The organism is Aggregatimonas sangjinii (assembly GCF_005943945.1).
GTDB classification, from domain to species: Bacteria; Bacteroidota; Bacteroidia; order Flavobacteriales; family Flavobacteriaceae; genus Pelagihabitans; species Pelagihabitans sangjinii.
On the sequence record NZ_CP040710.1, the window covers coordinates 1,239,194 to 1,264,415 of the forward strand.

14 protein-coding genes are annotated in these 25,222 nt (G+C 43.3%); 1 reads left to right on the forward strand and 13 read right to left on the reverse strand.

Annotation, left to right across the window (positions count from 1 at the left end; all coding sequences use genetic code 11):
* Nucleotides 1-4: 4 nt before the first annotated feature.
* The 10 genes from FGM00_RS05150 to FGM00_RS05195 form a co-directional block, all read right to left on the reverse strand.
* A complete protein-coding gene (locus FGM00_RS05150) occupies nt 5-3,316 on the reverse strand; it encodes a DUF5107 domain-containing protein (RefSeq protein ID WP_138851877.1) in 3,312 nt (1,103 codons plus the stop codon).
* A 50-nt stretch (nt 3,317-3,366) separates the two neighbouring features.
* Nucleotides 3,367-6,195, reverse strand: coding sequence for a sugar-binding domain-containing protein (locus FGM00_RS05155; RefSeq protein WP_138851878.1), 2,829 nt, complete (start codon nt 6,193-6,195; stop codon nt 3,367-3,369).
* Nucleotides 6,195-6,896, reverse strand: coding sequence for an SGNH/GDSL hydrolase family protein (locus tag FGM00_RS05160; protein ID WP_236262923.1), 702 nt, complete (start codon nt 6,894-6,896; stop codon nt 6,195-6,197). Before FGM00_RS05160 ends, FGM00_RS05155 begins: the two co-directional genes overlap by 1 nt.
* A gap of 17 nt (nt 6,897-6,913) precedes the next feature.
* Nucleotides 6,914-8,317, reverse strand: a complete 1,404-nt coding sequence (locus FGM00_RS05165; RefSeq protein WP_138851880.1) for a sugar porter family MFS transporter — start codon at nt 8,315-8,317, stop codon at nt 6,914-6,916.
* Between the two features lie 29 nt (nt 8,318-8,346).
* Nucleotides 8,347-9,957, reverse strand: coding sequence for a sulfatase (locus FGM00_RS05170; RefSeq protein WP_138851881.1), 1,611 nt, complete (start codon nt 9,955-9,957; stop codon nt 8,347-8,349).
* Between the two features lie 25 nt (nt 9,958-9,982).
* Nucleotides 9,983-11,557: a glycoside hydrolase gene (locus tag FGM00_RS05175; protein WP_138851882.1), complete on the reverse strand. Its 1,575-nt coding sequence runs from the start codon at nt 11,555-11,557 to the stop codon at nt 9,983-9,985.
* A gap of 25 nt (nt 11,558-11,582) precedes the next feature.
* Nucleotides 11,583-13,211 (reverse strand): glycoside hydrolase, encoded by a 1,629-nt coding sequence (locus FGM00_RS05180; RefSeq protein ID WP_138851883.1) that lies wholly within the window; start codon nt 13,209-13,211, stop codon nt 11,583-11,585.
* 23 nt (nt 13,212-13,234) lie between these two features.
* Nucleotides 13,235-14,818 carry a RagB/SusD family nutrient uptake outer membrane protein gene (locus FGM00_RS05185; RefSeq protein WP_138851884.1) on the reverse strand — a complete coding sequence of 528 codons (1,584 nt, stop codon included), beginning with the start codon at nt 14,816-14,818 and terminating at the stop codon, nt 13,235-13,237.
* 79 nt (nt 14,819-14,897) lie between these two features.
* Nucleotides 14,898-17,924 (reverse strand): SusC/RagA family TonB-linked outer membrane protein, encoded by a 3,027-nt coding sequence (locus FGM00_RS05190; RefSeq protein WP_138851885.1) that lies wholly within the window; start codon nt 17,922-17,924, stop codon nt 14,898-14,900.
* An 18-nt stretch (nt 17,925-17,942) separates the two neighbouring features.
* Nucleotides 17,943-19,334 carry a hypothetical protein gene (locus FGM00_RS05195; protein ID WP_138851886.1) on the reverse strand — a complete coding sequence of 464 codons (1,392 nt, stop codon included), beginning with the start codon at nt 19,332-19,334 and terminating at the stop codon, nt 17,943-17,945.
* Nucleotides 19,335-19,533: 199 nt separating this feature from the next.
* Between FGM00_RS05195 and FGM00_RS05200 the strand changes: the two genes are divergently transcribed.
* The gene (locus FGM00_RS05200) at nt 19,534-20,415 is read left to right on the forward strand and encodes an AraC family transcriptional regulator (RefSeq protein WP_138851887.1); all 882 of its coding nucleotides are present in this window, start codon (nt 19,534-19,536) and stop codon (nt 20,413-20,415) included.
* A gap of 872 nt (nt 20,416-21,287) precedes the next feature.
* On the opposite strand, the gene FGM00_RS05205 is transcribed toward FGM00_RS05200, so the two are convergent.
* The 3 genes from FGM00_RS05205 to FGM00_RS05215 form a co-directional block, all read right to left on the reverse strand.
* Nucleotides 21,288-22,721, reverse strand: a complete 1,434-nt coding sequence (locus FGM00_RS05205) for a sialate O-acetylesterase (RefSeq protein ID WP_138851888.1) — start codon at nt 22,719-22,721, stop codon at nt 21,288-21,290.
* A 112-nt stretch (nt 22,722-22,833) separates the two neighbouring features.
* The gene (locus tag FGM00_RS05210; RefSeq protein WP_138851889.1) at nt 22,834-23,550 is read right to left on the reverse strand and encodes a fasciclin domain-containing protein; all 717 of its coding nucleotides are present in this window, start codon (nt 23,548-23,550) and stop codon (nt 22,834-22,836) included.
* 11 nt (nt 23,551-23,561) lie between these two features.
* Entirely contained in the window at nt 23,562-25,214 is a 1,653-nt protein-coding gene (locus FGM00_RS05215; protein WP_138851890.1) for a RagB/SusD family nutrient uptake outer membrane protein, read from the reverse strand.
* Nucleotides 25,215-25,222 lie beyond the last annotated feature (8 nt).

Sequence of the window (25,222 nt, forward strand, 5' to 3'; positions counted from 1 at the left end):
TTTCTTAGATACTTAATTCCTTGTTGGTTGCCATTTTAAGATGAAGATGGGCCGATAAATGGTAGCTGTCGCGTTCCAACACTTTTTGAAAGGCCGCAACCGATTTTTCATAATTGGCCAACCCCATTTCACCTAGTCCTATGAGATAGTGGCAGTGTAGGTTGTTCCGTACTTTCAGATCTTCTTCCCATATCAAAAGGTCCGGCAACGACACGGCAAAATAATCCAACTTTACTTCGTCTTTGGAATGTGCTTTTCCATAATTCACCAGATTGGAAAAACGATGCTCGGCCTCTTTCTCTTTTTTTAATTTCAAAAGGGCCATACCTTGATAAAATATTTTGTCGGGCTGCTGATCGTTGTAAAACATGGCCGGACTGGGATCACTTAGTCCTTTCGCGGCCTTTTCCCAATAGTCTTTGGCCTTGTCGGTTTCGCCCAACTGCTCATAGGCCACGCCTAGCCAATAAAGAATATCGTTTTCCTGAGCACCAAAGAGTTTGCCTTCGCCCAGATTGTGCGGGTAGCTTTGTGCCGCCTCCAAATGCCGGATGGCTTCTAAAGGGTTCTCCGATTGCAGTTCCTGCTTTGCCAGCTCCACATGAACCGTTATATGTTGAAACGGTACCTTGCCTTCGCCACCTTCCCAAGGGTGGAATTGTCTTTCTTGCAAAAGGTTCAATGCTTTTTTATGGTCGCCCTTAAAGTTGAGCAATGCGATACGTTCCAGATACAGGTCATCCCTAGAACTTGTCAAACCTGGGTTATCTTCCAACAAGACCAAGCGTTGGTCTATTGAAACGTTGATTTTTTTATAGAGTTGGTCTAGTTCCATAAGTAATCTTGCATTGCCGGAGTCTAGTTTAAAAGCACGTTCCAAGTATTCCCGAGCCAATTCTCTTTGGTCCATTTTATTGTAATACAGCAGCGCGAGATTGCGATAGCAAATTGCATTGATGCCATCGTGTTTTACAGAAGTTTCCCAGCACTCACGGGCATTTTCATATTGTCTGGCGGCATACCAGAAGTTTCCGAGATAATAAGCCGCCTTCGAATCTTCGGGGTTCGATTTTCTAGCTGCCTGTAGGGCTACAACTTCCTCCAATCGGTTCGGGAAGCAGTAATCCGATGGCATTTGCTGCGCCTTGGAGTAGTACCTGTTCGCTTCGGCCGATTCTTTTTTTTGTTCGTGATAATATCCCAAAAAATAAGTCGTCATGGGGTAGACTTCATCTTTCCCGTCTATGAATACCTTCATGAGGGCTATCGCTTCGTCGTAGCATCCCGCTTGGGCATAATCCAGTGAAAATTCGATATAGTTATGGGCATAATCCCGAAGGAATTCCTTGAAAGATGCTAAATCTTCGGTTTTCCCGCTTAACACATACTTTTCATAACGCACTCCAAAATTGAACCGATCGATGGCCAAGGAATCTTCGATCAATCGTTCGGCCTCTTCCGTTTGACCCGCTTTTCGAAGCAATATGACCTTGAGGTGCCTTGCTTTATGGTTATGCCAGTTTTTGATCAAGGCCTTCTTGACGAGCTCCAATGCTTTGTCGAAATTTCCCGAGGCGCAATCAATTTGGGCCAGATTAAAGTATCCCGCATCTTGCCAAGCGGCGTTCCAGCACGATTTGAAGAAAGCGGAATAAGCTTCTTTGTCCCTGCCTAAAAGTCTCAGGGCAAGTCCTTTGTTAAAGTACGGCTCTCCGTCATAAGGATTTGGATTGTGTCGTGTTAAAGTAGTAATAGCCTTTTCAAAATAGGGAAGCGCCTTTTCAAAGCGTCCTCGCTTTAAGTACCAAAGTCCCATGGCATTATTGTTGCGCACATCGTCCGGTTCGCGCCGTAAGGCCTCCAAATAATAGGCTGTAGGGTCATAGGTGGCATGTCTGTACTGTTCTAAATGAAGGCCCCGCAAATACAATTGCTCTACACTTTCAATTTCCTTTGGTTCCTTGGCTGCCTTTGCCGCCTCCGGAACTTCCTGATTGGAGTAATCCTCTGGAGACCATGAAACCAAAATGTTGTTTTGATTGTCATATACTATAACTTCGAGGTCTTCATAAACGGCATTTTCAACGAAAACCGTTTTGTCAAGACCGTGTTCAGGGCTGAGGTCCGACCTTTCCTCGAAAACGATTCGTTCAGCGTTCCTCAACAGGATTCTACAGTCGGGATATTCGGCGGTAACATGAATTTTTACAGTTGCCTGCCCCGACTCCAGTTCCAGGTTCACTAATGCTTCCTTGGTTGCGTTTTTGACCACTCCCACATTGTAATAGGGCATATAGTATTGCTTGAAGCTCTTTTCCTCATAGGGATGCATCCAAGAAAAATCGGGTTGATTATCGGTATATACACCACACATTAGCTCAATATAAGGACCATCGTCGTCGGTGAGGTTCCTGTCCCATGCCTTACCGAAATCACCGCAGCCCCATGTCCATTGTTTCTTGCCAGGTGAAACGTGGTGGTCCGCAACATGTAAGAGCCCACCTTTGGTATCGTTCTCATAACCTCCCACAAAATCGTAGTCGGAAGTAATAGCCATATAGGAGGTCGGGACGGGGATATTCTTGTAACGGGAGATATCGGTGCCCGGCGAGTAGTCTACTTTGTAATATTCGCCCTTTGCAATAGGAAATTCCGAAACGTCGCGTTTCCCATGGTCGAAAACGGCATTTACATCTGGGGGGAAAACGGACTGGTAATGGTCATTGACCGCTACAGCTGGGTTTGCCCACCATAAAAAAGTCTGTGGATGAGGGGTACGGTTGTAAAGTTGGGCTTTTATTTCTAAATAGGCCTTATCGGGATACAAGGTGATTCCCGTCATCCCCTTTGTCCGAAACATTCGCTCAACTTCACTAACCCAAATGGTCTTGCTACCATCTTCGTTTTCCTCGATATAGGAATCGACCGGGTCATAGGTGCTCGGGCGATGGTGTTGTGGCCAGTTGAATTCGATACCGCCAGAAATCCACGGCCCGGTGAGGCCTACCAAGGCTGGTTTGATGACGTTATTGTAATATACGAAATGACGTTCCCTTATCTTGTCGTACGCCATTTGTATCCTCCCTCCCAAAGCAGGTAGAACCATAATTTTCAAATAGTCGTTCTCGATGAATATGACGTTCCATTCCTTATTCTCTTTCTCATCACTTATTTGCTCCACTACCGGATGGGGATATACTGCACCGCTGCTTGCTTGGTAAACCCTTTTTTCCAAGAAAACGGGATATTTCTCGGGTTGCCCTATCTCATACGTCGGTATGGTAACTTTTTCTCTCCACGCTTTTACAGTGTTCATGCTCCGTTTTTTTCGGCCCTTACTTGAATTTAGGGTAGTTATACTATTCATTAATAGGTGAACAAGTCCTTGATTTCTTTGATTTCCAAAGAAACTTTCGGATCAAATGCACTACTCGCGACATATTTGGTTAGACTATACAGCAACTGTCTAGCCTCTGGTCGATTCTCCATTTCGCTATGCAGATCCACACCGGATATCAACAACTTACCTTTTCCCACCTTTGCCTCGAAAACAAGCGCCGTTCGGCGGTTTTCGAACCAATCATCTACCACGCGAACTATTGGCTTTATTTCTGGGGTTAGATCATCTAAAATCATAACGCTGGAATGTGACATGGCATCCCACCATTGCCAATTGGAATGGTATTCTGTCGGGAAGTCGGCGAACGCTGGGTGCTCGGGATTACATAAAATACCTAGCGTATGCGGCTTTTGACCATTGGTCCATGAAGTGTTCCAAAAAATACTGGAGAAACCAACCCCGATATCCCCACCCTTTTCGATGGCAACATCACCCTTGTCAATGTGCAACAAAACCTTTCCTCCTTTTTCAAGGTAATCAATTGTATCGGTATCTAGTTTAGATACTACCCGCATTTCTAATTTGTTTGCTATGGGTTCTTTTTTGGCAGGATACACCCAAATGTCCCAATTATTTTCATGGCTGCCCACACGTACGGTCAATACTAATTTTTGCGCATTATCGGCTTTTTCCAGATCGACGGAGATTTTACCCAACTGAAACCCATTGCCAATAGGAATGTTAATTTTGGGAAAACTACCTTGAGCGAAAACTTCTCCGATTTTGCTGGTGAGGGTCCATGTAGGAGCAATATCGTTCAATGGTTTTTTGCCGTAATGGGCTACCTCAACGGAAGCGTTAAGTGCTTCGTCATTCATGAATATGCGCTTGTGAAGTCGTACCAAGGGTACCGTTTCACCGCAGAATTGCTTGAATTCTTCTGGTCTCACATAGCCTTTTTCATCCCAAAAAGCGTCTAGGACACCAACAAGAGCGGTACCCTGTCCGGGAAAATCGTGCAAGTCCAATAATTGAAATCCAGCCATATCTTTGGTGCGCAGAGCGGCTTCTATATCCGCTTTGTAGCAAAGTACCTGTAATTTTCCCGATGCCAGTAACAAACTATCGGCCAAATGACCTAGATGATTTGCTTCTAGACTTTCCTTGAAAATCTCAAAATTCTTTGGTTGTAACACTCCCTTGTATTTAGGCATTTCCTTGAAGTTCGGGTATACGCACCATTGCCCCATCTCGTGGCTTACATAGGGCATTGGTGTTTCCTGAATCAGTTTCTTGTAATCAAAAACGGTTTGTGGCGGTCGGGCGTTGATCACACTATTCAGTTCTTCTGCCCAGCCTTGTATTCTTGGACCCTTGTGATTATAAAAATCCAGATTATCCAACAAAGGCCAGCCAGCACCACCGGTGTACAAATGACGGTTGTCTAGCTCTTTCATGTGGTGAACGAACTTTTTGAGATATTCGTTTTGATTTTCTCCAGAAGGTTCATTGCCGTAGGCCATCATCACGAATGATGGGTGGTTGCCGTAATTCTCGATAATGTTTTCCGCTTCCCTGTAAATCCAATCGTCAATAGGTTCGCCATCACCGATCGTCGTCCAGGCAGATGCTTCTACCTGTAGATAGACACCGAGTTCGTCCGCTGCGGTAAAGGCTGCTTCGGGCGGACACCATGAGTGAAAGCGCATATGGTTCAGACCATGGTCTTGAATGATGTTGAAGATGCGTTTCCATGACTCCACATCGGTAGGAGGGTATCCGGTCAGCGGAAAAATACAGCTTTCAAGGGTTCCTCTCAAAAAGACCGGTCTTCCATTAATGCCAAAACGCTTACCGTCGACCTTGAACTCCCGCATGCCAAAAACAATATTCTTCTCATCTACCTCCCCATCTTGTTTCAATTGAAGATTCATGGTGTAGAGGTTAGGCGAAAACTCTTCCCAAAGTTCAGGTGAGCTACCCATTGAATATACCATTTCAAAACTACCATCATTTAAGACTGACAATTCTTGGGATAGCGTTGGTAGGCTCTCCTTATTTTGGTGGGAGGTTGCCTGCGCTGTTATCCGAACTTTTTTGGGCAACTCACCCAAAACCTCCAACTTACCTTTAATAAGTACCTTCTTACCATCTACATCTGGATACAACTGCGCAATGCCCAAAGCAATTTTCGGATCGGTCGTCAATTTAATTTGCCCGACAACACCGTTCCAATTGGTTTGGGTATTGTCGGAAATACTATGGGCATCCCGTCCTACATCAACCTCTTTGATGCGGTTGTCTATTCGTACGGTAATTATGTGATCTCCGGGCGATAAAGCTTTGGTCAAATCATACCGATGGGGGGTCGCCAAAGTGTTCTTAGAACCCACTTTTTGATCATCTACCCAAACTGTGGTTTCCCAGTGCGCCCGTTCTAGGAACAAGCCAATCCGTTGTTGGTTCCAGTTTTCTGGAATGGATACTTTCTTAGCGTACCAAGCCGGACCGTAATATACTTTTTTGGGACTTAACCAAAAGGGTACTTTCACGTTTCCCTTTTTCCGGTATTGGGCCATCTTTGGGCTAGAGTACCAGGCACTGTCATTCCACATGTTTCCCGTCCATATGGTATTGACCGTTATTTCTTTGCCTTTATCGTATTCGGCCATAGACCCGGGAAGCATAATAGAATCTTGCAACTTTTTTTGATACCATTTCTCTCCTATGCCAATATCCAGTGAATCGATCTGAAAAGACCAACTTCCGGCGAGATCGATTTCGTTCCTATCTTCATTTGTGCAAGACAAGAACAGCGTCAACCCGAATAACAATAAATAATACTTCAACTTCATTATTTATCAGTGTTTTTGTATTCAAAAAATACTAGAATACTATCTGCGACCAATTCGTGTCCTCTTTCGTTAATATGATTGTTTTGGGCCATATAAGCTTTCAAGTCTTCTCTTTTCGCAATTTTCCGGAAAAGCGCGTAACTATCAACGAGGCCTACTTTAAACGCTTTCGCCAGACTTCTAATCTGTTCACTATGTTGACTTAGTTCAGAATCTAACGAACCAATGTCTTCGTTCAAATCCGGTGTCGGGGTCATAAGAATCACTTTTGCACCGTAGTTCTTCGCATCCGTTATCATAGTTTCCCATGCTAATTTCGCCCTCTCAAGACCTATTGCACGATCGTTTAAAGCATAGTCTATAAAGATCACGTCGGGATGGTGGTTCAGGACTTCTTCCTTAAAGCGCTTGGATCCCTGTTCCGATTGTTCGCCGCCTATTGATGTTGTGATCGTATTGAGTACCGCGTACTCATAATGATTCTTTATTTTTTTCAAGCTCAAGTACGGATATGAGCCGAATGTGTCGACTACGCCCTTGGTGAAATAGCCTGAGGGTACAGAATGGCCATGAAATACCAAGTTTATCGTTCTATTATCGGGCCATTTTTTTTGAAGTTTGGTAATGATAGGCTGAAGATACTCCAAATCCGGTTCTCCGTTTTGGGCAGTAGACCAAAGAACAGACAATACAAATGACATTATGACGATCCGATTTCTCATTTTTTGTCCTTGGTTAGTTCCATTTCGATTTCTTCCAAACTTTTGCCCTTCGTTTCAGGTAAGGTCTTTTTAATGAATACATACCCCAATACGCAGATGCCACTGTATACCCAGAACGTACCGGATGCCCCAAGTAGCCTGTTCAATATGGGAAAGGTAAAAGTGAGCACAAAGGAGGCGATCCAAAGCGAAAAAGTCGCAATGGACATGGCTACACCACGCAGTCGATTTGGAAAAATCTCAGAAAGTACCACCCAAGTAATCGGTGCCAAAGACATGGCATAGATGGCTATAGCGATAATGACCAGAAGCAGAACCGGCCATCCCGAAAATTCAAAATAATATGCTCCCCCCAAAAGGGCATAGACCAATGCGAGTCCTATGGCGCCTAAAAGCATTAATTTTCTTCGCCCCCAGCTGTCGACGGTTCTCATGGCGACAAATGTAAAGATGAGGTTTACACTGCCCGTAATAATAATATTAAAGAGCATATCACCCACAGAATAACCTGCTGCCGTAAAGATTTCGTCGGCATAGTTGAAAATAATGTTGATTCCGCACCACTGTTGAAATATTGCCAGTACGATACCGATAATCAGGATAGGCAGAATTTTCGGGTTCCGAAGTTCTGAAAAGGAAATTTTCTTTCCCGAACTTTCTTCGAGTGTCAATTGCATGTTCGTAAGTTCTTTTTCGGCGTAGGTAGTGCCACCAATTTTTTGTAATACGGATAGCGCTTTGTCGGTATCACCTATTTTTGATAGGAACCTCGGACTTTTAGGTACCAGGAACATTAACACGAAAAACAAAAAAGCGGGAATGAGCTCGGCCCAGAACATCCATCGCCAGCCCGATTCGCCGTTCCAAGATGCGGCGATCTCTTCTGGTGTCATAGCTGTCGGGATAGGTTCTGCAATCGCGTAATTCGCAATTTGGGCTGCCAAGATACCTACGACAATGGTCAATTGATTAATGGCCACGAACTGGCCCCTATATTTCGCAGGGGCGATTTCCGCGATATACATGGGTGATAGGGTAGAGGCCAACCCAATTCCCAAACCACCTATGAGCCGATACACAATAAAAGAGGTGAAATTCTCGACATATCCCGTTCCAAAGGCGGAAATCGTAAATAGGGCCGCCGCCATGATTAAAGGCAATTTCCGGCCGAACTTATCCGCTACCGCTCCCGACAAAACAGCACCAAAAATACAGCCTATCAAAGCACTGCTAACTGCCCAACCCTGCAAGGTAGCCTGTCCTGTTATATTAAAATAAAGCTCATAAAAAGGCTTCGCCCCGCCTATGACCACCCAATCATAACCGAAAAGGAACCCGCCCATGGCCGATACTAAGGCGAGAAAAAGAACATATTTTATATTGAATTTGTTTTGTTTCATTTTTTTATTTCGGTTTTCGTTTAAAGAAACTAGTCGTTGGTTAATTGACTGCCCCACCAGTTTTTATTAGGCTGAAAATCTTTTGATAAAAATTTCAGTCGCTGTGCTTCCAATTGGGGGAGTAGCACATCTTTTTTTTCTTGGTAAAGTTGCCGGGCCAATTCGGCATCAAACTCGGGGTCTTTTTCAGGTTTGTTCGCGTTAACGCTTTTCAAATAATCGATCAATTTTTCTTTCAATAGTCGCGCTTGCCCTTCATTTTGTTCCGAAATATTATTCTGCTCATAAGGGTCCGACACCAAATTGTAGAGTTCGTTTCTACCATCCTCCCAATAATGAATAAGTTTCCAGTCTCCTTCCCTGATCATGGATGCCGGTTCCCCGCCTTGATTTCCATAATGTGGATAGTGCCAATAGAGTGGTCTTTGTGCCAAACTTTCCCCTTCCAACAGAGGTTTTAAGCTTATACCATCCGAGTGTTGTCCCGGTTTTAAGGGGAGTTCCGCCAAATCCAAGAGGGTTGGATAAAAATCGCTTCCCGTAGCGGGATATGCTATTCTACTGTTTTTTTCCAACCATGGCACTTTAATAAAATAGGGTTCTCGTATGCCGCCTTCCCATTGATAACCCTTCCCGCCACGAAGGGGTAGGTTGGTGGTAGAAAATGCATCCCCTGAAGCGACCCCTCCATTATCCGAAGTGAAAACAATAATGGTGTTTTCATCCAGCCCCAGCTGCTTTAATTTTTTCAAGACCAATCCAATGGCATCATCCATCTGCTCAACCAGCCCCGCATAGATCGGGTTGTCCTGTACCGTTCGAATAGGAAGAACACGCTCCATCTCAAAACCTGATTCCTGTATTCCAGCAGCCTCCGCCTTTTCCCGATATCGCTTCCACTTCTCTTGAGTGGTTTGTATCGGGCCATGAACCGCATAAAAAGATAAGTAGGCGAAAAAGGTTGTGTCTTTATTTCGTTCTATAAAGTTCGCGGTTTCCCGAGCCAAGCGCATAGATAAGTTTTCTCCGTTATTCGTATTGGCAAGGTTAGGATTCTCCCAAGGCGAAAAATACCCTCCTTTTGGGCTACCCACGTCCCAGCCTCCTTTATTGATATCAAACCCATGGTCGGTTGGCCATGAGCCGCTCGGACCCAGATGCCATTTTCCTGCAAAAAAGGTGTTGTAGCCATGGGAACGAAGCGCTTCTGCCAATGTAGTATCTTGCTTTGGCAAGCTACGTACATATTCTGGTGGTAATAATTTGGTGTTGCGATTCAGTTTTCGCCATTCGGTGCCCGAGGGAGCGCCGATCCAATCGGTGATTCCGTGACGCGCCGTAGACTGACCTAATAATATACTGGCCCTGGATGGGCTACAAACCTGTGCAGATGCGTAGCCGTTCGTAAATACGGTTCCCTTGGTCGCAATGGCATCGATATTAGGAGTTTCGTAAAATTTACTTCCTATAAAACTTAGATCATTAGCACCTAGGTCATCCGCCAGGATAAAAATAATATTCGGTTTTTTCTTAGGATGAAAAAGTTCTTTGTCCTTGCAGCCAACAAGGACTGCAAGGCAAAGAACTACTACTAACTCAAACAAACTTTTTCGTTGTTTTTTATACACTACTTGTGCCATATTTCAATTTACGGTTTTTCAAGGCTTACTTTTTCACCAACATGGTGACGATAGACCTCGACGGAATGAGCACCTCATTGTCTTGAACCGACACCGGTGCCAAGTTTTTATCGTGTGATGTCACGTAACTTTTTGAAAACTTCAAATTTTTATCGCTCAAGCGAAGGGATTTATCTTCATCGGAATAATTTACGGCCACCGCTACTATTTCGTTCTTAACATCATCCTGGTATGCCGAAATCATAAGACTATTATATCGTTCACTAAGCGTTCGATCATCAATCAATTCCACATCAACTCTTTTCATTCCGGGACGAACGAATAGCGAGAAATTTCCTAGGCCCCATAGTAATTTTGATTCGTGATACGTCCCGTTGTTTTTCAGAAGTTGCAAATCGTACATATTGTCCTCTATTCCGGTATCCAGATAGATAAGGCCATCCTTGAAATCGGCATTCGTAAGTGCCGTCCACCATTGCCAGGAAGATGCGTTCGCCAATGTTAGATCGGCGTGTATGACCCTGGCAACGTAAAGCGCGGTATCCATACCTAAATCCCTAGGCCTTCCCCCTCCGATATCATCGGTTTGCTCCAAGATACAGAATTCGCTTTGCCAGTAGGCGAGCTCTTTTGCCTTAAGCTCTTTATTCAATTTTTGCCTAACTCCGATTAGGCTATCCACTGGCCATGTAGTAAAGTAGCTATGTCCGGAAATGGTTTTTTCTACACGAGGTAAGTTTGATATATGGTAAGGGGAGTTTTGATCATAAAAGGCACTTATTTGATTGCCTCTTTCGGCTTTATTGAAATGGCTATAGAGATATCTTAAATCAGCGGCTTCGGGAACGACCAATTTGGTATTCAGATTACGCTTATGAAGGTCTTCGGATAAGTATTTTGAAAATTTCGAAATGTCTTCGTTCGTAGCCGGGGTACCCTCCTGTGTAGATTTTTCCCAGTCCCATTGCGGTTCGTTAACCGGACTTAAATAATCGAAAGAAATTCCTTGTCCGTCGAAATGTTCAAGAACAGTTGCCAAGTATTCGGAATAATCATCCAATCTATCTGGCTTGATATTGAATCGGCCATTCGTTTCTGCTGCGTGTCCTTTCCCGTTCAAAGCCCAAAAAGAGGGTGCTGCCAGCGTAAATGCCAAGAACTTCTCCACTCCATATCTTTTGGCTTCTTTTAAAAACCAATATTGACCAGCTTGTTTAGTCCAATCGTAATTACCATTTTCATCAAGGTAGGATTCTGCCCTTCTCCATTCGTTGGGTATTCCGGAATCGTTACCCTGCTCGGTAGATCCCGCTCCAAGGTAGTACCGCCAAATGGAAAGCCCTATGCCCTTTGGATTGCCTTTATCGTCAAATTCCTTACTGAAGAGGAGTTCGGCAATTCCCCCCTTTTTTTCATCAGGCCAATTTTTTCCTACAAACTGGCAACGCCAGGCATCCGAGGCACCAAAACCGTCAATCGTTTGATAGGTGGTCGAATGATCGATAACTACTTCCAGAGGTTGCGAAAGTGCATCGCAACCCACTAAAAGCATTAAGATAAAACTAACTCTGGATAAAAAGCTAAATAAATTTGTTTTCAATTTCACCTAAATTACACTACTATTATTACTCCAATTTTCCCGTTAGTGTGACTATTGATTTCGGAGGAATATTTACATTATCGTAGTTGACGGTCGATTTTTTCAAATTACTGGACATACTGGTAGTGTACACATCAAAGGAATCATTTTCTAACTCGAACAGCTCTGCGTAACCCTCAAAATTCAATTTTCTACTTTCTTCCAAATTATTAATGAGTACGAGAACGATTTCCTTGGATGTTGCATCCGTGTAGCCGGAAATCATAAAATTCTCTGCGGCTTCATTATCATCGGTGAAATCTGGATCCACTACCTCGAATCGCACCATTCCCGGTCTCACGAAACGACTAAAATTACCAAGTGCCCAAAGATTTTTCACATCATAGAAAGTACCGTCGGTATGCGATGGGCCATCACTGTTCGGTTCGTACAGGATGAGGTTGAACCTAAACGGATGGTCTCCGAATGTGGATTGATTTAAAGCCGTCCAAAAGCTCCAACCCGTGGCGTTGCCGTGCACCAAGTCGGTATGGATAATGCGACTTAGCCAAAGGGCATAGTCGATTTCTTCAAGTGTTGACGGATCCTGTCCTTGTTGATAGGCCGCTCCCAATAAACTGTATTCCGTTTGCCAATAGTCCAGACCACCGCCCGTACCCTCAATTTTCGAGCGTAATGATTTGCGTTGCGTAAGCGATTGGTTCGTAGTACTATTGCTAAAATAGCTATGGCCTGCTACATGACTGGAGAGGTTGTCAAGGTCGCCCACATAATGTTCGCTCGACGGATTGAAAAATGCATCAATTTGGTTTGTCGTATTCTGATTGCCCTCGTATAGATAAGTAAGTTGGGCAGCTTCTGGAATCATGATTTTGGCATTCACCCCTTTTTCGGTAAAGATGCCATCCATAATTCTGGTAACGGTCGCCACTTCTGAGTTGAAAGCTTGGGTTCCGGATTGAGACGCCTCTCCAATCGCAAACGACCACTCGTACTGTGTTTCGTTGAAGGCACAAACGGTTTCGAAATTGTATCCCTGGTCTTCATAATTTTTCAGCACATCGGCCAGGAATGTCGCATATGCCTCATAATTCTCTTCCGGGCAATTGAAACCGTTTACCTCGTCGGTACGAAAAGTATACCCGTTCTCGGTCATAAAATAGGGGGGTGTGGTAGCCCAAGCGCTAAATTTGGTAACGCCGTATTCCCTGGCCTTTGACAGGAACCACTGTTCCCCTTCTTGCTTGGTATAATCGTAAACGCCTTCTTCATCGAGAAAACATTCCGTTTCCCTAAACCAGGAGTTGGGAGTGAATCCGCTTTCTACTTGGTCCGCGGCACCATCACCGATTATGGTTCGCCAAAGGGAAAGTCCTATACCTTCAGGATTGCCTTCGCCGTCGGTTTCAGAACTAAAGAGCAGTTTGGCGATAGGTTCCTTTGAGGAATTTGGCCATTTTCCCACCCATTGATCCTGAAAGCCCCCGGAGGCTCCAAAATGATCCATAGTTTGAAATGTATTCTGAAGATTTAATGCGATCCCTTGAATTTCAGGTTCAAACTTAGGGTCATTCGGATCTGTAAAATTATCCTTTTCGCAGCCCCATAGAATGGCTATTAATAATAAGGTAAAAACTGTTTTGTTGCTATTCATAATACGTTATACGTCTAATCTGATTAGTATCCTGGATTTTGGGTAATGTTCCCTTGGGATAGTTGTATCTCTTCCGGAGGTATTGGCCAAAGGAGGTGCACATCTACATCGAACAATATGCCCTTATCCTGTGCTTCTCCCAGATTGGTTGTTTCAAATGGGTCTGTACTTTCCTCTGTATTGTATTTTACAAAGGTGCCGTTCGGCCCCATAATGGTCGCCAATCTTGATACTCCGTTTATTTTTTGTCTTCTGAGGTCGAAAAGCCGATGCTGTTCCAAGGCCAGTTCCAATCTTCTTTCTTTCCAAATGGCATCACGTAAGGCCGTTCCGGACAAGGACATGTCGGTATCCAGTTCTACTCTGTCACGGATCAGCTTCAACGAAGCTTTGGCGGTATCCTCGTCATTGTTGAAATAGGCCGCCTCTGCATGCATCAGCAAAACATCTGCATACCTGATATGAATATATGAGAGTGGATGTTGCCCCCTTTGATATGGTGTTGGGCGTTGGGCCACGGGAATGTAGTACTTTCTATTGGTACGTCCTGACTTATTCTCGCTGGGCACGCCATCGAATTCCGGTACATCGGGGTCACCGTAGACCGGCTCGCCGTGTTTGATGATAGTTGAACGTAGTCTTATCTCGTCTCCTTCGTTTAAAAATGCGTTTTCAAGATCACTGGTCGGTGTACACCAGCCCCAACCCTGGTCGCCACGACTCCCATTTGTTGTAGAAAACTGTCCACCGATATCGGTAAATTGAGGGTCGTTGATGTATTCTATTTCGAAAATGGATTCCACGCCGTGCGGATTATCAACGCTATAAATGTCCTCAAATTCCGCTTCAAGACTATACTCACCGGATTGAACCACATTTGATGCCATGGCCTGGGCCTCTGCCCAACGTTCGGTGGTCAAATATACTTTTGCAAGTAATGCTTGTGCCGCCCCTTTGGTCGCCCTTCCTAAATCGCTTGAAGCGTATTCGCTTCGTAAGGGCAAGGTGTTTATGGCACGTATTAGATCTGCCTCGATAACTTCATATACTTCATCTACCGAAGCTCTGGTTTTATCCCTTATTTCTGGTTGCAACAATTCATTGTAGGTGGTCACTATGGGGACACCGCCAAAACTGCGGACGAGGTCAAAGTAAAAAAACGCCCGTAAAAAGGAGGCCTCTGCCAATAACCGATTTTTCAATCCTTCATCGATATCAACATTCGGGATACGCTCAAGGGAAATATTCGACCGGGTTATGCCGATGTAGTGATTTTCCCAAAATAAGTTGAAATAGGTAGATCCAGCAAAAACGTTGTAAGCCGCTATACCTGTAATATCGGGTCTTGGTTGAAGCGTGTTCCCTGACCAATTATCATCTGTGGCCATTTCATTGATCTGACGAGGGAAATTGGCTTGGAACCAACTCTCGCCGTTGATCTTATTGTAAATCCCGTTTACGAACAGCACCGCATTTTCCGGTGAGGAAAAGAAATCGTCAAGCTGTTGTCTGCCCCGAAGGGGCTGGTCTAAAAATTCGTCCTTGCTACAGTTTACGTTGAGGCCCAACGTACTGATAACTAGTAGTAGTAAAAATAACTTTTTCATTTTTGTTTTTATTTAGTTCTATCCATTATAAAATCCGAGTTGTTCAATTCAATTGATCCTAATTTATCCTGATCAGTAGCTATAGCGACAGATTAAGGCCGAGTAAATAGGTTCTGGTAACTGGGTTGCGGGCATAATCCACACCAAAATCGTTAATGATGTTACCGCTATTGGCCGCTACCTCCGGGTCAAAACCGGAATAATTGGTGAACGTCAACAGGTTTTGGCCCGATAGATACAGTCTGCATCGTTGAAATCCTTTCACTTTAAAGTTATAGCCTAATTGTATATTTCTCAAACGTAAATAAGAAGCATCTTCGATAAATATATCTGAAGGTCTTAAATAATTTCCATTTGGGTCTATTTCCGTCAACCTGGGGAATCTTGCTCCCGTGTTCTCTGGCGACCATACCCTGCTCAGGGTTCCCTCTGCTATGTTGACGTTCTGAATGCCGGAATACAGAAATGTGGTGGGAAAGTTAAAGACATCATTTCCGTAAGTACCGTACCATTGCATGGAGAAATCGATGTTCTTGTACTGCAAATTAGCGGTGAGCCCCCCATAAAAGTCCGCAAAAGGATCGCCCATGGTTTGTAGATCTTCGTCATTCAAAATTCCGTCCTTGTTGAAGTCTTCGTACCTGATGTCACCAACTTGTGCGTTTGGCTGTATGATCGTACCGTCTTCAGAGGTATGCGAATTCAATTCCGTTTGGTTTTGAAAAATACCATCGGTTTTAAAGCCATAAAAAAGTCCCACTCGTCCACCCTCTTCGGTAATTTTTATGAATCGGTTGCCTAGGTCTTCCCTTTTTTGACCGAACAATTGTTCATTGCCCACGGCTAGTTCCTTAGCCGTACTTTCGTTGGTGGATACGTTAAGGTTGAGGTCCATAGAGAAATCGCCCATCTGTTTCGTATAACCAACTTGAAAGTCTATTCCCTTAGATTCGAAGCTACCTACATTTTGTGCCACAAGGCCCGGTATACCGGTGTAATTGGGCAATTCTACATTGAATAATAGGTCTTCCGATGTTTTGTTGTAGTACTCGACCGAGAATGAAAGTGCATTATCGAACATGGCAGCTTCAAGCCCTATGTTCGTATCCTTTACCGTTTCCCATTGCAAACCGGGATTTCCGAACTGGGACAAGAAATTCGTGACTACTCTTGTACCGTCGAATACAAAATTTCCCGAGCCGACCGAGAAAAACTGACCGTTTCTATTTATGTTCTGATTTCCAACCTGTCCGATACCGAACTTTAAACGTAAATTGTTTATGCGACTACTATTGAAGAATTCTTCTGAATCTATATCCCAAGCAATGGAAGTACTGGGGAAAATACCGGTCCTGTTATCTTCGGGGAATCTTGAAGACTGGTCATAGCGAACCGTGCTGGTCAGAAAGTATTTGTTATCGTAACTGTAAATGGTCCTGAAAATTCCTGAAAAGATATTGTCCTCGGCTTCATTGCCCTGAACTTGTATATTCTCTCCTACTGCAGCGTCTAGATATCTCAATTCGGGGTTTACATTGCTCGGCACCCCATCGCGAAACCCTTCTAGGTAATTGAAATTTTGGGAATCATATAAGACTCCTACCAAAAGGTTTAGATAATGTTTTTCATGAAAGGTATTCTTGTAATTTATGGTATTGTTCAAGACATAGTCGGAGTTTTGGGTAGTTCTTCTAAAGATATCATTGACCTCCCTTTGTTGGTTAGGGGTGGTAAAAAACTGGGGTCTAAACCTGTCGGTTCTTGCGTTCGATATATTTAGTCCGAATTGCGAGGTAAAGGTGAGCTGTGGTGTTATTTTATAGTCCAGCTGCGTATTGGAGAAGAATCCGAAAAAGGTAGTCTCGTTGAATAATCTGGCAATACCGCCAACGGGGTTAGGTACATTGTTGTTGCTCGCTGCGAATATGCTGAATTGATCTCGGCCCTGGCGTTCATCCAATGGAAGGAAAACCTCTGTTAACGGATCTATTCTCAATATATTGAAGAGAGAGCCGGGGGTGTTTTCAAAGCGCTCTATCCTAGGACTTAAATCCTGTTTCAAATTGATTTTATCCGATATTTTGAAATCCAGGTTAAATCTGCCGGTAATTTTTTGGTACCAGCCTTTCGTATAATTTGATTGTTGATCGAAAAAGCTGACGCTCCCTGCATATTTGATTTTTTCGGATCCGCCAGAAGCCCGTACGTTGGCATTGGTTATAGGGGCGTAGTTTTCAATCGTCTCGTCCCACCAATCGGTGTCGGCGGTAAAATCCGCGGGGTCGAATAGGGGCTCGTTACCATCGTTGGTTCGTCTTAAATTCATGACCTGAATGTATTCATCAGCTCCTGCCATCTGTATTTTCTCCAATTGCTGCATTCCGTATGATAGGTCTACATCGATTGTGGTTTTACCTTCCTTACCCCTTTTGGTGGTAATCAATACCACTCCATTGGAAGCCCTGGACCCATATATTGCGGACGCCGATGCATCTTTCAATATCTGAAAGTTCTCGATATCCATTGGGTTCAAAAAGTTTAGTGAAGTGCCGTTCGGCAACAGTACCCCGTCAACTACAATGAGCGGTTGACTATTGTTGTTGGTGGTGATACCCCGGATTAGTATTTGTGGGGAAGCACCGGGATTTCCTCCGGAAGAAAGTACCTGAACACCTGCGGCCCTACCTTGCAGGGCTTCAGCAGGGTTACTGGCGGTTACTTTGGCGAGTTCGGCGCCCTCTACCGTGGAAATGGAACTGGATATTTTGTCTTTTTCGACTGAACCATATCCTATGACCACAACTTCATCAAGTTGCTGATTGTCTACCAATAAGGTAACGTCGATTGAAGTATTTTCGTTCACCTCTATTTCCTGGGTAACATATCCTAAATAGCTAAAGATCAAGGTTGCATTTTCGCTTACTGTTATCGTATAATTACCGTCAAAATCGGATACAGCGCCATTTACAGTCCCTTTTTCAACGATATTGGCCCCTGGAATGGGCTCGCCTTTTTCATCGACTATAATACCGGAAACCGAGACTTGCCCAACTGCTGAAAAACTTAGCAGCATAATGCCTATTACGATTAAAATTGAATTTTTCATATAATTTTTCGTGTTAGTTTAGATTTTAGTTATGGTAAATGTGTTCAAAAAGAGATCTACGGTAAGTCTGTAGGAGTCGGGGTAGTTCGTATCGAATAAACATTCCGTTCCGCCTTGCGGGACTATGGCATCGGTGGTTGGGATAGGGCCATTGTTAACCCTCCAAAATACGTTGTAGTTGGCTTGGTTCCCAACAAAGATGAATGATCCATTATCGGCGTTGAACTCCACGGTACCAGTATATCTTTGGGGGTTATTCGGGTCTACTTCAAGGGGTGCTGAGGTAGCCGGATTGTAGGCATTTATTTCCGTACCATTTACGATCAGACCGGTACCTGTCATATAAACCCCTGTAAAATCAGCATCCATGACGGGTGGGGTTGGCGTGTCTAATAGGGTAGTGGAGTAACTAAGATCTCTCAGGTCGATCGCGATATCGTAATAACCCGAGGCTGGAAGGGTTATAGGTGGCACGGAGGCATCAGAACCAACCGCCAATTGGCCTTCACTTTCCGGGTCGTCACCAAAGGCAAAAGGCTCGAAAGAAGCTCTTTGTGCTATAAAAAATACAGCTGTATCATCCGCTTCGGCATAATATCTAAAACTGAATACAAAACCTTCTTCATCCTCGACCGAACTGCCCGTACCGGCATAGGGATATCCCCCCAACACAGAATCGAACACGGCAACATCATTAGTATCGACCAAGTACATGTTCAAAAATTTAAGTTCGTCGACCACATTGACCGAGAGTGTTTGGGTTGTCGTGTTGCCCGTCATATCGGTCGCGGTAATCGTAAAAACGTAGTTGTCGGGTGAGGAAATGTCGAGACTGTTGGTATAATTGTAGCTCGCTCCGGATATCGCTAGTGTCTCGTTTAAGATGGAACTTTCTATTTTTAGTTCTGAAAGCGACTCATCCGTCACGTTAATGTCAAAAATGATTTCGTCATCGTCACCTATGGCAACGGTCGCCCCATCAATGGGTTGGGAGATTTGTATGCTGGGAGCGGTAACATCTAAGTCAAGCGTAACGGTCACTTCTTGAGTAGTGGTTTCGCCTCCTGTATTGGTGACGGTTAGTGGAATGGTATGGACGCTATTTTCCGCTTCATCCTCCGGCACCTTGAATTGATAGGATAAATCATAAGTGGTGGTAACGGAGTCTCTCACGATGGTCTTATCCAAAAACCAAGGTTCATATTTGAAATTAATGGTTTTTATCCCTGCAGGGTCGGTAATGGTCCCTTCAAAAACCAAAGTCAGTCCTGGTAACGAAGAAACGCTGCCCACCAAAGAGGTAAACTCTGGAACTGAATCGACGGTATTCGTATCATCGTCATTTTCACAACCAAAAAATAAGGTAGAAATTACCATTAAGAGAGAAAGGATTGGTTTAAAGGTTTTCATGATAAATAGATTATTTATGATTATTTGTTGATTGATAGGATTTAGCAACGCAATAGTTTTCGATTACCTGAATTCGATAAAAAAGAGTATAATTGATAATTTTATTTACTTTAAATTAAATTATTGACAATATAATGTCATATAAACTGCAATTTAAGGCGAAGATGGCGTATAAAACATAGACAAAAAATGCATATACATGGATAATTTGACTATTAGGGAAGGATTTTTGGGACAACGAATGATCGTGCTTCCCAAAAAGATAAAGGCAAAACTGAAAACCAATGAGATCGCCCGCTATTTCTATGTGACCGATTTAGGATATTACCCAAATGCAAATCATCATTTTCGACAAAGAGCAAAAGGGGCGAAAGAGTACATTTTCATATATTGTACGGAAGGGGAGGGATGGTTGCAAATTGGAAATGAAAAGAAGGTAAAGGTGCTACCCAATCACTACTTCATCATTCCTAAAAATGAAAAACATAGCTATGGTGCGCACCATGAAAATCCATGGAGTATTTACTGGCTGCACTTTAATGGTATTTCCGCCGATACATTTTTTAGAAGATATGATTTAAATTCAAATAAGGTAGTTTCAATCCCGTTCAGCGGTCAGCGTATTTCAGTATTCGATCAAATCTTTGAAACACTCGATGGCGGTCATTTAGACCTTCAAATGGAGTTTGCCTGTATGACGAGTTTGAATTTTTTAAATACATTTATTTATCATGATATCAGTATGTCCATTAATCTAAATAACCATAAAAACCTGATTGATTCTATAAAGGAATTTCTAAATAAAAATTTGGATAAATCCCTTAGTGCAAACGATATTGCAAACGAATTTGACTATTCCCCTTCCTATATTTTCAGTGTTTTTAAGAAAAGTACAGGATACTCACTCATGTATTTTTTCAACCTTAAAAAGGTCCAGAAGGCTTGTGAATATATCAACTATTCAAATTTGAGCATTAAGGAAATCGCTTATAAATTGAGTTTTCAAGATCCCTTTTATTTTTCCAGACTTTTTAAGAAATACATGGGTGTTTCACCTAGATTATATAAGAATGATTTATAAAATTAGACGATGTTCTATGGAAAGATTAATCCGAATAGAAATACTAATTGACGTACAATTTCAAAGTGGGTTCTCTACTTGTACGTATATAAAAAGCGAATGCGCTGGTGTATGAATGATCAAGATATGGGACGTTACTACAAAGCCGTTCTAAAAGATGATTGTACGAGCTTTCGGGATATAATATAGTGCGCTCAACGTGTGGGAAAAGAAATTTAAGGGTAAAATCTAGAGCATCTGCGTAATATCACGGACATTGGATTAAAAAAAACATCAAAACTTTCCGGAAACAACTGAAATCGCTTAAAGAGCGATTTTGAATTTATGACCTTCATAAACAAGCCACGGATACCTTGAGTTCATGGTCGAACATAAAGGAAGCCATCAGCTTTGCTTCTATTTTGATTGCTTTACTCGATAATCGAGATTTGAACCTGACTGCCGTTAGGCAAGTTGCTCCGTCCCGATATCGGGATGCCTCAACGGGCTAAAGTCTTATTTTATCGAATGCCTTGCAGGCCTGCCTTCCGTCAGGTAGGCTTGCCCCGAGGTCGTTTACGTGCATGCGTTTTTGCTTTCAGGAAACGTTTTAGTGAAAACTGAAAGAAGATATCGAAAGAGAGACCACTCTCTATTACGGCCACATGTTTTGCTTTCTCACGTAAACCATATTTATTCATAAAAAGTTTAGTGTTTCGGAAAAAACCTTTGAAACCCGTTCCAAAATGGCTATCGATGTAATTTGGCTTAGATATCGCTTTATAAAATTATAAATGATTCGGTCACGCTAATGCGTATGCTCTAAGGCCTTTTTATCGCAAAGCACGCCTAGAATAGGCTGTAAAGTCACCTCTCCCTATACATTCTGAACTTTACCACGAATCGCTCCTGAACGGTCCTATAGGGATTTCGGTACTGCTGTAAAGGTTACCTTCGTAACAATCTTCAAAGCCATAGCGCACGGCTATCGGTTCCTTCACCTGCGAACTTGATACGGCGATGGTTAAGTCGTCTTTGATGATGGCCTTCGCCGGATAAAATATCTGGTCAGACCCGGCTATAGCGAATCCAGAAAGACTATCTTCTTTCAGAACGAAATGTTCATTTATGGAAGTGGGTGATTTTTCAAATTTTACCATAGCGGTATTTCCTTTGATTTCGATAGCGCTGAAGGTCGGGGCGAGAAAATCAATTTTTTTGAAGCCGTAATCCCTATTCAACGCTAATCGCACCAGCCTATCGGCTATGGGTTCTTTTTTGGCGGGATGGATGTCGTCACAATCCCCGACATCCGTTGTGATGGCGATGCCTGAATTTGTGATTTCCCGAGCGGAGTTCGATTGTGCCTCCCTTAGTAGGGCAGCTTTGATCGCTGGAGTTTCCCTATGTTTTTCATATGCATATGGTGCTATTTGAACGAGGTAGAAGGGGAGTGTGGTGTCTTGCCATTGTGCGCGCCAGGAATTGACTAAGGTGTGCTGAAACGCCTTGTAAGCCTCCGGTTGGTTTCTATTGCTTTCCCCTTGGTACCATAAAAATCCCTTGATTGTAAAGTTTCGAAAAGGAGCTATCATACCATTATAGATTTCGGTGGGCCGCTTTCGTTTGGATGCGTCCGTTAGGGAGGTCTCAGGTATGGTTACAGCCGAAAATTTTGCAAGGGAGTCTTTGGGAATCCATGCTTCAATTTTTGTTCCGCCCCAAGCTGCCTCGATAATTCCGACCGGAACTTGAATGCTATCGAATAGTTTTTTCGCAAAGAGGTATCCGACGGCGCTGAAATTTGCGACATCGGCACTATCGGCTTCGACCCAACTGCCGTTTACAGTATCTTGGGGTTGCAAACTACCCGCCCTTGCTGAATTGAAAAGCCTAATGTTCGGATTTTTGGCTTCGGATAGAAACTCGGCAGCGTTATCTACTGGGGAATTTTTAAATCCTTTCACTGGCATTTCCATATTGGATTGCCCCGAAACGAACCAAAGCTCGCCCAACAGAATATTTTCATACCGTAACAAGCTGCTTCCCTGAATGTCGATAGAGTGTTTCTTAAAAGAGGCGGGAACTGTAGGTAGCGTGGTTCTCCATTTCCCTTCTTTATTGGTTGAGGTCTCGGAAATAGCACCCCAGCTAGTCGTCAATTTAATTGGAGTATCGGGCTTGTCATGGCCCCAAATGGCAATGGTATCGTTTTGCTGCAGGAGCATGTCGTTTCCGAAACAGCTTGGCGTGCCCGTTTGTGCGGATGCGATTGTAAAAAAGGTAGTCCCTAAGACCAAAAAAAATCCGATGTTTATTCTCTTCATTTGTCAGTTTTTAATTTGAATCGGAAACCCTAAAATTAAAATCCCCCTGTGTCGGAACACAAGGGGAAGTTAATGGAACTAACTTAACAAACAATACTAATTGAACAACATTTTAATAAGGCAGGTTTCTGACGGGGTCATTTAAACTATGCCCAATGCCGTTAATAAAAATGTAATTCGAATTTCTTATACGCTCTCTTTGAGACGTCGCTGAAGACGGAAATGGGAGCGGGGCCCGCCTATCATCGTTGATTTCGGTACGATAACGGTCATCGCGTAAGAAAGCAATTAAACCGGCTTCACCAGGTACCAACGTTTGAAAGATATATTGCGTAAAAGTTTCGCGCAGCGTCGGAATTTGGTCAACATAGGCATCAACGATGTGGTACCGGAGAACAGTTCTCAATTTTTCCATTTTTTCCGGTGTATCGACTCTAGCCATTGTTTCTTCAGGTGTCTCTGATTCAACCAAATCTTCGTCCCAAGATCCCGTAATTATTTCTATTACATCACCACCGCCGGTAAATGCATTGTTATTCAACATTAAATACGTTCTATTGGCGTTCGATGTTTGATTATACAACTCAACAAAACCCGCTTTTTCAATAGCTGCCACCAGGTAGTTATAGTTATCGCCAAGAAATTGCCCTTCATCTCCCGTTCTTTGCGCGAGAGGACTGTTGAAGAATTCCCAAGCGGTACTATCTTTCCATGGGTCTACAATGTTCAATTCGGGATTAAAATCGTAGTTATCCTGTAACGGTAAATCGCAGCCGAACAGCAGGGTTAGGAAACTTATTAATAACAGATATTTTGTATGTTTTTTCATGTTTGTCAATTTTAATTAGCGCCGTATCCGGGATTTTGTTGGCCTAGGTTAGGGTTTTCCTGAAAATGCTCAAAGAAAATAGGTAAAAGTATCTTGGTTTCATCAATTAGGGACTCACCACGGTTAAGATATGCGTCGTTCATTGTCTCGACAAATCTGTCGGTGCGTATTAAATCCCATACACGTTTTCCTTCACCTAGTAGCTCAAACTGTCTTTCATCTAAAATATAGGACTCCCGTTCTTCAACCGAATCACCGAATTCCTCTTCACTCGCATCTGGTAAAAGTCTGGCTTCTCGAACTTCGTTTACAAGTTCAAGCGCACGTTCTGTATTGCCTAATCGGTTCTCTGCCTCTGCTAATAATAGTAGTTGACCGGCATAACGATACAAAACGATATCGGTATCATCAAAATTCGCATTATAGTTCGTTTTATGCCATTTGGCGACACGTTGCTCAAAAACCTGTTCATCATCAGCGTTCGTTTCATCCGGGTTAACATCTACACCGTCCTCAATACTGGCATAGTATCTAAAGTCTCCGTATATAGGTCTCAGAAATTCATTAACGTTTCCTTCATCATCCTCCTCAAATACGACACGTTCTAGCGGTGGCTCCGAGTCGGGATACTTCGTCACCCATCCTAAGGAATCGATAGGGAACCGATCTCTCCATTTTAGTTCTAACTCACCGGAAATATAGTATCCCGGCAAACCTGCGAAAAGGAGTGCTGAATATCCAGATCTATTTCCCCTAAAATTACCATTAGCTTGTTGCGGGTCTAACTGGTCGTAAAAAATAGAAAAAATAAGTTCAGAACCGACTTGTAATTTCCCTCTTTCATCTTCAAACTGACCATCAAGGCCTAAGAAGGGTCCTTCACTATCATTATTATTGTAGAACAAGCCTTCCCAATCGGGAATATTGTCTACCAAACTATGTGCCCCCAAGGCTATCATTTCATCTAAGGCGGTTTTTGCACTGGCCGGATCGTTCATCCACATATGTACTTCCGCCTCATAGGCAAGGAGACTGGCGGTAGACCATCTAAAGGGTCTAGACGGAGAAGCGACAAGTTCTTTCGCCCTTAATAAGTCTGGAACTACAATGGTCTCCATGATCGTGCTGGCATCGGTTCTTGACTTGAATAAGTCCGGACCTGCTACTTCGGTAGGTTCTGTAAACAAAGGTACGGCACCCCATACCTTGACCATTGTAAAGTAAGCATATGATCTCAAAGCCAATGCCTCTCCCAACAAACTCTGATCAGCCCCACTAATTTGCGGTATTCTATCAATTGCCAAATTCGCTCTGTTGACCATGGTATACATGACATCCCATCGGGTAGCCGCGGGATCACCTTCGGTAACATTATTGGTAACGATTTCAACACTTGTCGCAGATGCTGATTCTGAACCTCTGTCATGATTATCAGATCGCAATTCGCCCCATAAAAGATGATCCTCACGGTAGGCGGTTTGCATGGCATCGTAAATTGCTATTACCCCGGCTTGCGCATCGTCGTTATCTCTCCAAAAATTAGTGGGTGCAATTTCACTTATCGGCACTTCATCAACTAAATCGTCGCAAGAAACGCTCACGGCCATCAACAATAAAAATATGACTGCATATTTTAAATTGTCCTTTATATATTTTTCCTTCATCTCTATTT

Excerpts from the sequence above, each read along its gene's own strand:
- FGM00_RS05185 (WP_138851884.1), bottom strand. The coding sequence starts at position 14,818 with ATGAAAAAGTTATTTTTACTACTACTAGTTATCAGTACGTTGGGCCTC.
- FGM00_RS05165 (WP_138851880.1), bottom strand. The coding sequence starts at position 8,317 with ATGAAACAAAACAAATTCAATATAAAATATGTTCTTTTTCTCGCCTTA.
- FGM00_RS05170 (WP_138851881.1), bottom strand. The coding sequence starts at position 9,957 with ATGGCACAAGTAGTGTATAAAAAACAACGAAAAAGTTTGTTTGAGTTA.
- FGM00_RS05200 (WP_138851887.1), top strand. The coding sequence starts at position 19,534 with ATGGATAATTTGACTATTAGGGAAGGATTTTTGGGACAACGAATGATC.
- FGM00_RS05155 (WP_138851878.1), bottom strand. The coding sequence starts at position 6,195 with ATGAAGTTGAAGTATTATTTATTGTTATTCGGGTTGACGCTGTTCTTG.
- FGM00_RS05210 (WP_138851889.1), bottom strand. The coding sequence starts at position 23,550 with ATGAAAAAACATACAAAATATCTGTTATTAATAAGTTTCCTAACCCTG.
- FGM00_RS05215 (WP_138851890.1), bottom strand. The coding sequence starts at position 25,214 with ATGAAGGAAAAATATATAAAGGACAATTTAAAATATGCAGTCATATTT.
- FGM00_RS05160 (WP_236262923.1), bottom strand. The coding sequence starts at position 6,896 with ATGTCATTTGTATTGTCTGTTCTTTGGTCTACTGCCCAAAACGGAGAA.
- FGM00_RS05195 (WP_138851886.1), bottom strand. The coding sequence starts at position 19,334 with ATGAAAACCTTTAAACCAATCCTTTCTCTCTTAATGGTAATTTCTACC.
- FGM00_RS05150 (WP_138851877.1), bottom strand. The coding sequence starts at position 3,316 with ATGAACACTGTAAAAGCGTGGAGAGAAAAAGTTACCATACCGACGTAT.
- FGM00_RS05190 (WP_138851885.1), bottom strand. The coding sequence starts at position 17,924 with ATGAAAAATTCAATTTTAATCGTAATAGGCATTATGCTGCTAAGTTTT.
- FGM00_RS05180 (WP_138851883.1), bottom strand. The coding sequence starts at position 13,211 with ATGAATAGCAACAAAACAGTTTTTACCTTATTATTAATAGCCATTCTA.
- FGM00_RS05205 (WP_138851888.1), bottom strand. The coding sequence starts at position 22,721 with ATGAAGAGAATAAACATCGGATTTTTTTTGGTCTTAGGGACTACCTTT.